General features: G+C 47.7%; 8 protein-coding genes. 3 read left to right on the top strand and 5 right to left on the bottom strand.

Annotated elements, in window-relative coordinates; all coding sequences use genetic code 11:
* Positions 1-51: 51 nt before the first annotated feature.
* From BUB19_RS01920 to BUB19_RS01900, 5 genes are all read right to left on the bottom strand, one after another.
* Entirely contained in the window at positions 52-549 is a 498-nt protein-coding gene (locus tag BUB19_RS01920) for a hypothetical protein (protein ID WP_073090900.1), read from the bottom strand.
* Between the two features lie 477 nt (positions 550-1,026).
* Entirely contained in the window at positions 1,027-2,493 is a 1,467-nt protein-coding gene (locus BUB19_RS01915) for a glycine--tRNA ligase (RefSeq protein ID WP_073090897.1), read from the bottom strand.
* A gap of 40 nt (positions 2,494-2,533) precedes the next feature.
* Entirely contained in the window at positions 2,534-5,368 is a 2,835-nt protein-coding gene (locus BUB19_RS01910) for a PVC-type heme-binding CxxCH protein (protein WP_073090895.1), read from the bottom strand.
* 1 nt (position 5,369) lies between these two features.
* Positions 5,370-6,239 carry a sugar phosphate isomerase/epimerase family protein gene (locus tag BUB19_RS01905; RefSeq protein WP_073090892.1) on the bottom strand — a complete coding sequence of 290 codons (870 nt, stop codon included), beginning with the start codon at positions 6,237-6,239 and terminating at the stop codon, positions 5,370-5,372.
* On the bottom strand, positions 6,236-7,951 hold the full coding sequence (locus BUB19_RS01900) for a PQQ-dependent sugar dehydrogenase (protein ID WP_073090888.1): 1,716 nt from the start codon (positions 7,949-7,951) through the stop codon (positions 6,236-6,238). The genes BUB19_RS01905 and BUB19_RS01900 overlap by 4 nt, the downstream gene beginning before the upstream one ends.
* 299 nt (positions 7,952-8,250) lie before the next feature.
* Here BUB19_RS01900 and BUB19_RS01895 point away from each other — a divergent pair, with 299 nt between their 5' ends.
* The 3 genes from BUB19_RS01895 to BUB19_RS01875 all read left to right on the top strand — a co-directional run bounded on the left by BUB19_RS01895 (position 8,251) and on the right by BUB19_RS01875 (position 14,670).
* Positions 8,251-10,674, top strand: a complete 2,424-nt coding sequence (locus BUB19_RS01895; protein ID WP_073090885.1) for a TonB-dependent receptor — start codon at positions 8,251-8,253, stop codon at positions 10,672-10,674.
* 1,659 nt (positions 10,675-12,333) lie between these two features.
* Positions 12,334-13,299, top strand: coding sequence for a BF3164 family lipoprotein (locus tag BUB19_RS01880; RefSeq protein ID WP_178371420.1), 966 nt, complete (start codon positions 12,334-12,336; stop codon positions 13,297-13,299).
* Between the two features lie 159 nt (positions 13,300-13,458).
* Positions 13,459-14,670, top strand: a complete 1,212-nt coding sequence (locus BUB19_RS01875) for a 6-bladed beta-propeller (RefSeq protein WP_073090869.1) — start codon at positions 13,459-13,461, stop codon at positions 14,668-14,670.
* Positions 14,671-14,837: the final 167 nt, after the last annotated feature.

The raw sequence follows: 14,837 nt of genomic DNA, 5'->3' as shown, positions 1-14,837 counted from the left end.
ATTGAAAATGGATTTCCACGAACCCGCCTACAATCTGGACGCAACACTTTTTCATTTCAATGCTTCCCATTCATCTTTTGTCGCCGGGCTCTTTTGGTATTCCATCATCATTTTCCAGGTACCCTCCTTTACCAACAAGCCATCAAAATGGATGTAATAGCCCTGCTTCTCCCCGTTCACCTCAAAGGAATAGTGGAAAATACCACTTTCATAGGCGGTGGTAGAATCTCCTAATCTTCTGTTAAATCTAAATGCTACGGATGATTTCCTTTCTCCGGATTTGGTGGTATCAAAGTCTCTTTTCCATCCGGACAGGGCTTTGGCAATCGGATAAGCTACCCCGCTGATACCGGAAACCAGGGTTGCCTCCTTATGAAAAGTATGGGCATAGCCTTCAAAATCGCCTTCTGCGACTGTTCTCGAAACTTCGTTCCAGAAAGCATCCAATTCCGCCATTCGACCCGCATCAGCTTTATTGCCAGCTTGTGAAAATGCATACAGTGTTTGGAGCAGGAAAAATGCCAGCAGGCAGGACTTTACAGTCGTCATGGGTGTAGAATTAGGTGTTTTACAATACCAATTGACTTACCTTCAGCGGATCTGGAGCCAACTTCCAGAATTGGTCAAACTGATCTATCAGCATAAGTGACGGTATTGCGGTTGCTCAATCTAATACTTTTTTTTTATTTCAGAAACTCATTTTTTTGGTAGCCACCGGACGGAAGCTGCTATTGATCCCGAATGTGATAGGCATCACGGAGCCGATTTACCTTTTCCGCATCAGGTTTTTAAAAAACAAATGGCACACCCGCGGCAGTCTAAAATTGTACTAAACCGTATTCCTGATCCTTACCCCCCTTCTCCGGGAATAAACGTCTAGGCTCCGATTCGGATTGCTCCCTTTTTAGACTGAGCTTGCCGAAGTCCGACAGGCTCAGGGACCAACTGCGCTCGCAATGACGGGGTTTAGGGTCAATGGTCGCATTGCTTGCACTGGCAAAAGATCAAAACCTAAAAATTGTCTGATCAGATCTTTTCAAAAACGGTCTTAAAACTACAGGCTGCTGCCAACCGGCCATGCAGTTGGGCAATCGCTACCCGCTCCTGTACCATGCTGTCCCGGTGCCGGATGGTGACGGTGTCGTCTTCCAGGGTCTGATGATCTACGGCTATGCAAAAAGGCGTTCCGATCAAGTCCTGACGGGCATACCGCTTGCCTATGGAGGCAGCTTCCTCATATATAATATTAAAATCGTACTTCAGTTGCTCAAAAATCTCCTTGCCCTTTTCCGGTAAGCCGTCCTTTTTGGTCAGGGGCAGGATGGCCGCCTTAACAGGAGCGAGTGCCGGATGGAACTTCAGGTAGGTCCGTATCTTGTCCTCTGATTTTTCCTCCACATAGGCATTGCAGAGAGCCATCAAAAACAACCGGTCGGCCCCGATGGAAGTTTCGATCACGTAGGGTACATAGTTCTGATTGACTTCCGGGTCAAAATACTGTTGCTTCTTCTTGCTATAATCCTGATGTGCCTTCAGGTCAAAATCGGTACGTGAATGAATACCTTCCACTTCCTTGAATCCAAAGGGAAACTGGTACTCGATATCCAGGGCTGCATTGGCATAATGGGCCAGTTTGTCGTGGTCGTGCCTCCGGATCTTCTCCTCAGGAATGCCTAATGCCAGGTGCCACTTCACACGGGTATCTGCCCAGCGCTGGTACCATTCCAGCTCCGTACCAGGCCGCACAAAATACTGCATTTCCATTTGCTCAAACTCCCGCATCCGGAAAATAAACTGCCGGGCAACAATCTCATTTCGAAAAGCTTTGCCGATCTGGGCTATACCAAAGGGCACCTTCATGCGTGCCGTCTTCTGCACGTTTAAAAAATTAACAAATATACCCTGTGCCGTCTCAGGTCGCAGGTAGATCGTAGAGGAATCCTCCGATACCGATCCCACCTGGGTGGAAAACATCAGGTTAAACTGGCGGATCTCCGTCCAGTTGACCGTTCCGCTTAGCGGGCAGGTTATGCCCTCATTGATCATCAGGTCCCTCAGGGCAGCAAAGTCCTCGGCATCCAGCAACTTGCCCATGGCCGCCAGAAGCTCCTTACCTTTCTCTACCTCTCCTGATTGTTCGTACTGCGCCGCCTTTTCTTCAATCAGTACATCGGCACGGTAGCGCTTCTTGCTGTCTTTGTTGTCCACCATGGGATCGTTGAAGCTATCCACATGGCCGGAAGCCTTCCAGGTAGTAGGATGCATGAAAATGGCTGCATCCAGCCCCACAATATTATCATTAAGACGGGTCATGGACTCCCACCACAAACGCTTGAGGTTGTTCTTCAATTCTACCCCATAAGGCCCATAATCATAGACTGCCTGCAGGCCGTCATAAATCTCCGAAGAGGGATACACAAATCCATACTCCTTGGCATGGGCAATGATATCTTTAAGCAGATTGCTTTCCTGAGGTTGTGCTGATTTTGCCATGGGCGCAAAATTAACCAAAAACCGATAGTGTACAAGGTTTTTAGCTATCTCCCTGCATCAGGTAGCTGCGGATGTCGGCAATATCCTGAGGAGAAAGATCCATTTCGGCCGGTCTGGGCATCAGACTGACCGGTACCTGGCGCTTTTCGGCTACCTCGGAGGCCGGAACCACAAAGCGCTGTCCCTGACTGGTCAAAACGGTCACCACCGGACCGTTCGACTGCAGCAATCCATACAGCATTGCTCCGTTTTTCAAGCGGACCAACCAGGATTCATATCCAAACCCTATGGCTGCATCCGGCTGAACGATGGCATTTACCAAAGTAGGTCCATCCATCTTCTGGCGAATGCCTACCAAATGAGGGCCGATTTCATTGCCGGATTCACCGATACGGTGACAGGCAAGGCAGTTTTGGGCAGCCAGCACTTTACCAGCCGCTGCGTCTCCCTCCAGCCCGTTTACGACTCCCTCCTGCATCTCTCCTGTATTTCCAAAAAACCGGGCCAGCAGGCTCCTCACAGCCGGACGGCGTTCATCAGACCATTCCAGTACAAGCTGCGCTTTCAGGGAGTCCGGGATATTGCCCTTCGCTGCCAGCAAGGCCAGATGCAGCCTGCCGTCAGAATTTTCGGCAAGATCGGATTTCGCTTGCTGACGCTGATTGTCGCTGGCAAGACTGTCGTTGAAAATGGCCAGGGAAGCCAAAAGACCGGGTTGACCGGCGGGCAGCTTATCCAGAGGAGGCTCCCAATCTTCCAGAAAGGCCTGCCATTCGTTGTATTTTCTGAACTGCAGCCACCAGGCTGCTCTTTCAGTGAGTGCTCCTTCTCCATCTGCCAAATCCAAAAATACTGCGACAGACTTCCTATCAGGGATAAAGGCGAGCGTTTCCAGGGCCTGCATTCTTTCTTCTATGCCCAGCGTTTTACTCCCCACCCGCACGGCGAGCGCCGGGATCGCTGCCTCCGGATGCATTTCCCATACCAGCGAGGCCTGAGCAGAACTCCATTCCAGCGGATCCACATCTGCCCATTCCCTGGCGAACACCTCTTTCTCCCGCCCTCGCAGGCCAATACCCAGGGCATTCCGGTACCAGGGATCCTCTCCGTCATACGCTTCGATCAGCCTGGCATAAATGCTTTTCGTTTCCTTATCATCCAAATGGCGAAGTAAAATCGCCAGCTCCCTGAGGACCATGGGACTTGCATCAGGCAGGAGGGATTCGGCTAGGGAAGGCAAGGATTGGGGAGCAAAAGCCGCCAGGGCACGGACCGTAGTGAGTGCCAGCTCGGCATTCTGATGGGAAAGAAAGGGCTGTATTTTTTGAATGCCTGCTCTTCCCATCCCGGCAAGTACCCATATTGCCCTGGCCTGGTAAAAAGGATTGGGATCTTCCAGCAGGCTTTCCAATGCTGGAATTGCCGATGCGCCTTGCTCCCGTAATAACTTCGCCGCCTGAGCCCGTACATGCACGGCTGGATTGCGCAATGCCTCCACCTGGCCTGAAACAGTGGCATAATCAATTTTCGGATTGGTATAGTCCCTGCCCTTTTTGGTGATCCGGTAGATTTTTCCCTGGCCCACCTTGTCCCTCATCTGGTGTCCGCCCACGATGGGATCATACCAGTCGGCCACAAATAGGGAACCATCTGTTCCGAGGGTTACGTCACTGGGGCGAAACCATTTGCTGGTATCTGCTTCCACCTGATGCCAGATATAGCCTGCATTATCTACGTCTACCGAAGCGATAAAATTCTGCCTGTCTGCCAGGGAGTATCCGGACCCATCTGGCCTGGGATGGTAGCCGAAAATGATATTTCTACCGGCATCGGCAGCGAGCAGCAGGCCACGGTGCGCTTCGCCCAGCTCGTCTCCTTCTATGCGCAGCATTCCTGTGGGGGATCCGGCACCATAGATATCTCCTGCAGGCAAAACTCCCGGGTCATGTTGGTGCCAGTGTGCCTCGGCAATGGTCTGACCGGGTCTGCGGTCTGCCTGCCAGGTACGGTCCCCCTGCTCGCTGAAAAAGCCCGCATTGCTCCCTTCCATCAGCCAGGTGGTTCGGCAGGAGGCTGTTTGATCGTCATTATCACTTTGCCACATGTTGCCAAAAGAATCCACAAAAACCTCGTAGGCGTTGCGGAAATTATGGGACATCACCTCCATACCGGTTCCATCGGGGTTGAGCCGAATGATCAGGCCCCCGGTGTAAACATTACCATCATCGCTTACCTGAGCCGGCAAGTTCTCGGTACTGTAAGGAGTATATTCGTTGTACACACTTCCCGAGCGAAGGGTCCAGCCATCTTTGTCCCGTACATGATGCGGACCGGCATTTCCGGTAATGAAATACCATTTGCCATCAGGCCCAAGCTGGCCGGCATGCAGGCCATGGTCATGGTCCTTTCCGCCAAATCCGGTCAGAAAGATTTCTTTGCTATCCGGAACATCATCCCCGTCGGCATCCGTGTACACGATCACATTGGGAGAGCAGGAAACAATAACCTGATTGCCTACCACCGCTATGCCCAGTGGACTGCGCAAATCTTCATCCTGGACAAATACCCTGGAACTGTCTGCCTGACCATCTCCGTTGCTGTCCTCCAAGATCACTACCCGGTCACCGGATTCCCGCACCAGGTGCCCGTCAGCATTGCGAAAATCCCGGTAATTGACCGCCTCGGTAACCCATAGTCTGCCCCTGGCATCGACATCCATGTTGGTGGGATTCTGAAAAAGGGGACTGCTGGCCCATAAGGTGACTTCCAGACCATCCGGTACAAATAGCAAGGCTGCGTCCTCACCGGCGCCCGGCCCACAGGACTGCATGCAAAACAAAAAAAGGAGGACTGGGGTCGCAGCAATTTTCATCATTCTAGCTTTTTATAAGTTCTCTGACAAACCTCAGATTCTGTTGGTAAGCCGGCAAAATTTCGGCCCCTTTGGGAAGCGCTCCTTCCATGATGATCCAGTTTTCGTAACCAATCTTTTCCAGTGTGCGCTTTACCCGTTCAAAATCTACCTTACCCTGCCCCAGGAGGTTGCCATTTTCCTTAAAATGGATTTCGCAAATGTGTTTGGTTCCCAGCAGTTCGATTTCCCTGAAGATATCATACCCCATCTCCGTAGCATTGGCCACATCATAATAAACCTTCACATTGGGAGAGCCAATGGCTTCGATCAGCCTCAGGTGATCTCCGGCACTCAGCCAGGACTCAATAGCCAGGTTCACACCAGACCTTTCTGCTTTGGGGGCTACTTCCCGGAGTCTCCGCACTACTTCCTTCTGCCCTTCCGGATCCTCCCGCAAATCTCCCTCACCAAAAAAAGCCAGCAGGATATTGGTACAACCCAGATTTCTGGCCACATCAATACTATCGTTTACCCAGGCCACGGTCTCCGGAGCCGATTTATAGGGTATCCGGTTCAGTTCACCGATAGCCAGACTGGCAATGGCCACCTTGTTTTCCCGCGAAGCTTCCAAAAAGGCCTGCTGAACAGGCTTCTGCCTCAAGTGCATGTCATTCTGTGCCGTACCCAGGCTCACCTGCAGACCGTCAAGCCCGATTTCACGGGCCAGGGAAAAGGCTGCCGTGTCGGAGGTTTTGCCTATGGACCAGTCGCAGGCTCCGATGGGCAATATGGGAAGTTTTTTTCCATCAAACCCGTAACCTGGCAAAACTGCCGCCATGGCTCCCAGGCAGGCCATGCTTTTGAGCACTTCTCTCCGCTGGTAATTCATCATAGACCCTCTGATAATGTTCCTGTCATCCGGTATACCTTACCATCGGCTTTGGTAAAAAGGTACATCTCTCCGGACCTGTCCCTCGCCAACCGCAAATCCACCCGGTTACTACCTGACAACTCAGAAAGGGGTTTGGAAACACCCTCATAGCTCACCTGCCATTCGTATATCGGAGCCTGACTGCCCCGCTCCAGATCGGCTGTCTCCACGTAAAACAGTCGGCCATGGACAATGTCGCCAAAAAAATATTTACCCTGCAATTCGGGAATTTCTGACCCCTGATATTCGTACCCTCCGGAGATGGCATTGCCCTCGTCATGGTCATACATGGCCACCGGGTAGATATAACCCATTTCGGCATCATTTTCTGGCAAGGGAAAAACCTGGTTCAGGTCCATTTCCGGTTCGATCACAAAAGGCCCCTCCCGGACAGGCCAGCCATAGTCATCCCCTGGTTGTACGATGTACAGCGATTCGATCTGACCCTGTCCGATATTTGTGGCGAGCATTTTTCCATCGGATGTCCAGGTGATTCGATGCGCATTGCGAAAGCCATGGGCATAAATTTCATCCAGCGCTTCCTCCTGACCGACAAAGGGGTTGTCTGTGGGAATTCCGTAATTTCCGTTACTACTGTTATTTCCTGATGGATCAATACGGAAGATCGCTCCCCATGCCTGATTTGCCCCATGCGGAACCCAGGCATGGCCCGCCCCCACGCTTCCGCCATCACCGACGCCAATGTACAGCAGGCCGTAATCCGGGTCTCCTTTTGCTGCAAGTGGATTGAAGGTCAGCTCCTGCATACCGTGAATGCCTGTCACCATGTCTATCCGGAAAAGCTCCCTGGTTTCTGCCTCCAAGGGTACCTGTAGGGGTTGTCCGGTTTTCCATTCTGTCACTACCCATTGCAGTGTAGATTTGATGCTGTCTCCGTAGGCAAAATCTGCCGGAGCGGTTCCCGGTTTTTCGGTATGGCTGGTGTAAAATAGTCCGTTATTGCCAAAATCCGGGTGAAAGGCAAAGCTGCCAAAGCCGGTTGCCAGGCCGGGTTCATTGATAAATTCAGGCATTTCCTGCTGCATGTCCAGGTACACTTCGGTTTCTTCCCCCTCCATGCGGTACATTTTGCCCCGTAGGTCCATGATGTACAAGTCGCCTGTTACCGGGTGGTAGTCCATTTTGGCAATTCGGGTTCGGGGTTTGTTTTCCGAAGAGGCCGGGATGGTGCTGATCCATTCCAGTTCTACCACGAGGTCAGAAAGGGGAATGGCTTCAGGAATGGGGTTTAAAATGGAGTCAGCCCGTGCACCTTCTACCTCCTCCGGGGCCGGAAACTGGTGCATGTAGGCGATGATCGCATCGATTTCCTGCTCCTCCAGGTAGCCAAAAGCCGGCATGTAGGTATTGTATTGCTCAAAGACAGCTTTGGCCCGCTCATCCCCGCTTTCGATGACCTCAGTGGGGTTTTTGATAAAGCGGCGGAGCCAATCTAAGGACTGTTCCCGGGTGATACCACCCAGGTGGGGACCAATACCGTCCTGTTCAAACCCATGGCAGCTGCTGCAGTGGGTATCAAATAGGTTTTCGCCGCTTTCCAGTGCGGCTTCGTCCATGGGAATCTGTTCTTCCAATTTCGGATTTCCGGATGAACAAGACCAGAAAATAAGGATCGCTGGGAGAAAAAGATAATGGTAAAATCGAAGGTTCATAAAAGGCGTAATATCAGGAAATATCAAAACAATTGAGCCAACTAATCTAGTCTATTCTATCAAAATAAAAAAATATAATTTTCCGCTTTTGAAGCCAGTTCTTCCGATGCTGGCTTGAAATTCCTACCGATAAGAAAAATGCCTTCAGCTGCTTAACTTTCCCAAAGTTTAAAGCCGTGAGAAGTTACAAAAATTGAACTCCTTTGATGTACTTCTATTGGCTTTCCTGTAAAAATTCAACTTTTCTACCTATTGTATTTTTATCTTTGTGTTTTCCCAGACATTGAAGAACATAACCCATGAAAAAAATTTACCTATCTGCCCTGTTTTTTTTAGCTGCCTGCCCGCTTTTTGCCCAGTCTGATAATTTCGGCGGGGTTCGGGGAAAAGTCATCGACAGTGAAGGAAATGTTCCACTCGGCTTCGCCACAGTCAGCGTATTTGCGGGCGAAAGCGCGGAAAGAAAACTGGTGAATGGTGGCATTACCACCGAGGAAGGGAGCTTTGACCTGGATCTTCCGGAAGGAGAATTTGATGTGCTTATAGAGTTTATGGGCTACCTACCTCTGGAAATCAATGACCTTACTATCAACAGGGGTAACCGCAACGTCAATCTGGGGACCCTCGAAATGGAAGCCGATACCGAAAATCTGGAGGAAGTGGTGGTACAGGGTGAAAAGACACTTATGGAGCTGTCGCTGGACAAACGCATCTTTAATGTGGGCAAGGACCTGGCCAACGCAGGAGGAACAGCCTCCGATATCCTGATGAACCTGCCCTCCATAAATGTGGATCCGGAAGGGGGAGTAAGCCTGAGGGGATCCAGCAATGTACGGATCCTGGTAGATGGAAAGCCTTCCGGCCTGGTCAGCTTTAAGGGCAGCAGTGGCCTGCAACAGCTACCTGCCAGTATGATCGAGACAGTGGAAGTCATCACCAACCCTTCAGCCCGCTATGAGGCGGAAGGCATGGCCGGTGTGATCAACATCATTCTTAAAAAAGAAAACAATCAGGGGTTCAACGCCTCCTTTGAAGGAATCACCGGAAATCCCCACAATTTCGGCCTTGCTGCTAACCTGAACTACCGCCACAAAAAAATCAACTGGTTTGTCAACTATGGCGTAGCATACCGCCGGGTGCCCAGGGAAGGCACCATCCGGCAGCAAGTCAGCAATGCAGATACCAGCTTTTATTCTCACCAGACCACTACAGGTACTGTGAATGGTTTGAACAATAATATTCGGGCAGGCCTGGACTATTTTTTCAATGAAAACAGCATCCTTACCGGTTCCTATCTTTGGAGAAGGAGTGATGCCAGGCGCCTGACCAATATCCGTTATAATGATTACCCCTCCGCAGCAGCTCCCACTCTGGACAGTTACACCCTCCGGACACAGGATGAAGATGAAAAGGAACCCAATTCGGAGTTCAACCTGACCTATAAGCGAAGCTTTGACCAGAAAGGCCATGTGCTGAGTACGGCCATTACCTACCTGGACTATTGGGAAAACTCCGATCAGGTGTATACCCAGGATGCCTACTTCCCTGATGGAACGCCCATTCCAGGCGGCTCCCTGTATCAAACCTCTATCAACGATGAATTTGACAGGCAATGGCTGCTACAATTGGACTATACCAAACCTATCGGCAGTGAAGGAAATTTTGAAACCGGCATACGCAGCAGTATCCGGAATATGGAAAATGATTTTATTGTCAGCGAAAGAGCGGAGTCCGGGGACATGGTACCCCTGCCCGGTCTGGACGATATTTTTCTATATGACGAAAACATCCATGCCGCTTACGCCATTCTGGGCAATAAGAGCAATAAGTTTTCCTATCAGGGAGGTATTAGGGCGGAATACACCGATGTAAGCACCACCCTTGTAAAAACCAATGAGGTCAACCCCCGGGATTACGCTAACCTGTTTCCTTCAGCCCACCTGACCTACAACATCAGCGCGGATGATGCCCTGCAAGTCAGTTACAGCCGCAGGATCCGACGACCTGTTTACAACGATCTCAGTCCCTTTATGACCTTTTCCGATGCCAGGAATTTCTTTAGTGGCAACCCGGATCTGAATCCGGAATACACGGACGCTTTCGAACTCGGGCACATCAAATACATGGACAAAGGCTCTGTTTTCTCCACCCTGTATTACCGGGATACGGAGGACAAAATCGAGCGGATCCGGAGTGTGGATGAGGAAGGAAATGCCATCACCCTGCCCTATAATATAGTAGGCGAACAGTCCATGGGCTTTGAGTTCACTACAGATTATTACCCCGTGGACTGGTGGAAGCTGGATGCCAATTTTAACTTTTTCTATGCCAAAGTAGATGGCAGCAATATTCTGGACACCTACACGGCCGATACCTATAGCTGGTTTACCCGGCTAACCTCCCGCTTCACTTTGCAGAATGGGCTGGACCTGCAGCTCCGGGGAAATTATGAAGGTCGCAGAAGGGTAGCCCAGGGGGTACAGAAGGCCATCGCTTATCTGGATATTTCTGCGAGTAAGGACATCATGAAAGGACGTGGAACGCTCATTCTGAATGTAATGGATGTGTTCAATTCCCGCAGAAACCGGTATATTTTTGAGGGGCCTGGCTTCCTGACCGAAGGGGATATCCTGCCCAGAAGAAGGCAAATCAACCTGACCCTGAACTACCGGATCAAGCAATCCAAAGCCCAAAGCAAGCCGACGATATTGGGGGAAGATTAGGTTATAAATAGACAGCATGGCCGAAAACTCAATCGCTAGCATCCCAAAAACGGGACGGTGGCTTTAGGAAATACCCGTAAAAATTGTAATCAAGAGCTTCATGGATGAAATTTTGGCTAAAGCCAGAAAGTGTATTGCCTCTTTTTTACCCACAGCTAAAGCAGTGGGCAATTGAGTAATAATTGATTCCAATTCTCTTCTCAATAGGAATGCGGCTTTAGCCCATTCCCTTCAATAAGATTCCATAAATCCCGGCTTTAGCCGAAATTGGGATGGTTTTGGGGCACAAATGCTTCCCGGGGGAAATTTTGGCTAAAGCCAATGATGTTAACAATCCAAATAATTGCCCCCAGCTGAAGCAGGAGGCAATTGATCAGTACGGTCCTGTCTATTGTTTTTGATCAATAATCTTTGAACTGCCCCTTCAATAGGATGGCGGCTTTAACCCCATCTTATTGATTGAGACCCCAATCTCCCGGCTTCAGCCAAAACTGGGGAAAGTTTTGGGAAATTCGGAAACTAATTCCTTGCCGATATAGTGTTTGGCTAAAGCCAATAGGTGCAGTGCCCCTTTATTGCCCACAGCTGAAGCAGTGGGCAATTGAGTAATAATTGATTGGCATTCTTTCCTCAATAGGATGGCGGCTTTAGCCCCATCCTTAGAATGAGATTTCATAAACCCCGGCTTTAGCCAAAATTGGGATGGTTTTGGGGCACAAATGCTTCCCGGGGAAAATTTTGGCTAAAGCCAATGATGCTGATAAGCCCATCAATTGCCCCCAGCTAAAGCAGTGGGCAATTGATCAGTAGGGCACTCACTATTGCTTTTGATCAATAATCTTTGAACTGTCCCCTTCAATAGGATGGCAGCTTTAGCCCCATCTTTTTGATTGAGACCCCAAAGCCCGGCTTCAGCCAAAATTGGGGAAGGAATTGGGAATTTCGGAAACTAATTCCTTGCCGATATAGGGTTTGGCTAAAGCCAATAGGTGCCGTGCCCTTTTATTGCCCACAGCTGAAGCAGTGGGCAATTGAGTAATAATTGATTTGCATTCTTTCCTCAATAGGATGGCGGCTTTAGCCCCATCCTTAGAATGAGATTTCATAAACCCCGGCTTTAGCCGAAATTGGGGAGGATTTGGGCCACAGATGCTTCCCGGGAAAAATTTTGGCTAAAGCCAATGATGTTAACAATTCAATTAATTGCCACCAGCTAAAGCAGGAGGCAATTGATCAGTAGGGCACTCACTATTGCTTTTGATCAATAATCATGGACCAGTCCCCTTCAATAGGCTGGCGGCTTTAGCCAAAATCTTAAACAAACACACCTACTTGAATTTAATCACAATCATTGGTCACGTCCTCAAAGATCAATTAAAGCTGATAACTAATTTATACAGCATTTTAATATTTTATTTCATAAAATTACATATATTTATTGAATTAAAACTTTAATAGGAGGACCGCTATCTCTTAACCCCTCTACTAAATTAACTTAGTTTGGAGCAGGGGCAATTTGATTCCGTCTCCTTTTCAAATTGTGTCCTTTACCTCATTTGATTTATGCGACATACGTATACTTTTCTGGGAGTATCCGCCTGTATGATCATTTCTACTTTTATAATAGGCTGCAAAAAGGAAATTGAACAAGGTCCTCTTATGACTGATCTTTTTACAAATACTGCTTCTCTTTCTATCAAAGGAACTTCGATAGAAATAAATGAAAACGATGAGATTTATTTTACACAGATGTGGGAGATGACCTATGCGGAGGGAGTGCTAATCATCCGTGATAAAGATCTGACTCATTATTTCAAAGTTTTTAATCTTAATTCAGGTGAAATAACCAAACTGGGTCAGATTGGTGACGGACCTAAGGAGTTACAAACTGATTATACCCGAGCATCCTATGACGCTGCGAACCATCTCGTATATCTTTCTAACTTTCCATTTTATTATGCATATAGTGTGGACAGTATGAAAAACAACGGTAACCCAAATCCTTTGTACCGCCTAAAGATCGATCCCCAGGATGATATATTAATCGAAAGCACCATATCCAGTGGTTTTGTTATCGGAGCCATGTTCAAGAAACGCTTTGGCCTTTACCGGTTAGAAGATGATTATTTCTCCAGTTTTGGAGAATATGAACAGGGAACATATATGTCCAACCAATGCCTTATTTTTCCCAATCCTCTCAATAGGAAAGCTGTTAGGTTGGAGAGGGCATCAGAAGCTTTTACAATTTTAGATTACTCCGACGGCAATTTGTCCCTGGTAGAGGACTTTAAAGGTTGGAGCAGTGAACAAATTGAAACTGAAGAATCCGGAGGAATGGTAAGAGCTGTATCCGGCGAGGATGCTAAATATTGCTTTGTAAGCGGGGCTACATCCGAAAAGTACATCTATGCGCTGTACAGTGGCAACCTCAGATCCGCTACGGAATTCATAGATCCCGCACTTGCAAATATCGTCTATGTATTCGACTGGAAGGGTAATCCCGTCAAAAAACTCACTTTGGATCACCTGGTAAGGTCCATTGCCATAGATGAGGAAAACCAAATACTTTACGCAGCTGCGTTTATTGACAAAGACCTTGGTCTGATAAAGTATGATTTAAGATAAAAAAAGACTTAATTTGAGATCGATGGATGTTCCTTATCGTAGCCAAAAGCAGTCATTCATTCAATATATCTGCCAGGTGAATCATTAACTAAAATTGCTTCTCAATACTATAAAATTGAGGCTCCAAAGATGATCTGATTTTTCTCAAATATTTTTCCAATGAAAAGTTTCCTCAATTTAATACTCGTCGTTACGGCTCTTTTTTTTTTGAAAACATGCGGGGAAAAAGAGCCATTAGCAGATAATACTTTGACCATAAATCCACATGAGGCAGATCAGTCCGTTCTCTTGTCAGCATTGGTGGATTCGGTAACTTATATTCCTCTTGAGACCAATAAAAATAGCTTGATGGCGCGTACGCGGGAGATCATTATCAAGAACAAATACATCTATGCTGTGGACAGGGATTTAAAGGCCGTTTTTGTATTTGATAAGAAAGGCAAATTTGTTTCCAAACTCAGTAAGCACGGATCAGGTCCCGATGAATACGGCATATTGTATCAGGTTTTAGTAGATGAGGAGGAGGAATACATTGAAGTGTTTGATTACAGAGGGGAGAAATCACGCATTATTCAATACGAAAACATAACCTTTGAATATTTGAATGAACAGGAGATATCCCTTCCTTTTGCCAATACGATGAGAAAAGAAAAGGATAAGGATATTTACTATTTTTCTGCCCAACAGCAGGAAAATACCATAGGAAGCAAAATTACCAATGCAGATATCCTGGTTGTGAAGGGTGGAAAAATACAAAATTCGCTTTTTGATAAGCACATAATAACCGAAGGATCCACGTTTTCCCCAAATTCCGAAAGTTTTACCACTAACAAGCAGGGAGACATTTTTATTTCGCTAATGTATAACAACACATTTTTTCGGCTTTCGGACATGCAGGCTGAACCGGTATTGACTGTAGATTTCGGTAATTATGGAATAGACCATTCCATAGGACTAAATAGCACCAAAGAACAACAGGAATATTTGTATGCAGGTGATCAAACGAAGGGCCTGGCATCTTTCCCGGTGCTAAATATTTACGATTCGAATATTACTGCCCTTACTTACTATTTCAAAACGGCCGGAAGAAACCAACTGAACCTCTATATTCACTTCAAAAATACCAATCAGACCTTCCATACACGGGATATCATTAATGATTTAACCAATTATCCGGAAAAGGTTTACCTGAGTTCTTATTATTACGCTGTTAACCATGAAGTTTTGCATGAAAATTACCTGGTGGATATTGTCCTTCCCTGGCACAGCAATGAAGGCAAAACCATAGAGATCCCCGGTGTAGGAAAAATCGAACCCGAGGACAACCCTGTTATTGTAATGATGAAACTAAAGGATAAATACATACAATAAAAAAGCAATCTCCCATCATTGGGATATTGCCCCATACCATATAGATGGTTTTCCCCAACCTCCCGGCTTTTTCCAAAATCGGGGTGGGTTTGGGGCACAAATGCTTCCCGGGAAAAATTTTGGCTAAAGCCAATGATGCTGATATCCCAATTCATTGCCTCCAGCTG

Origin of the sequence: Cyclobacterium lianum (assembly GCF_900143075.1) — a bacterium.
In the GTDB taxonomy this organism is placed as follows: Bacteria; Bacteroidota; Bacteroidia; order Cytophagales; family Cyclobacteriaceae; genus Cyclobacterium; species Cyclobacterium lianum.
This window is presented reverse-complemented; position numbering and strand designations above follow the sequence as displayed.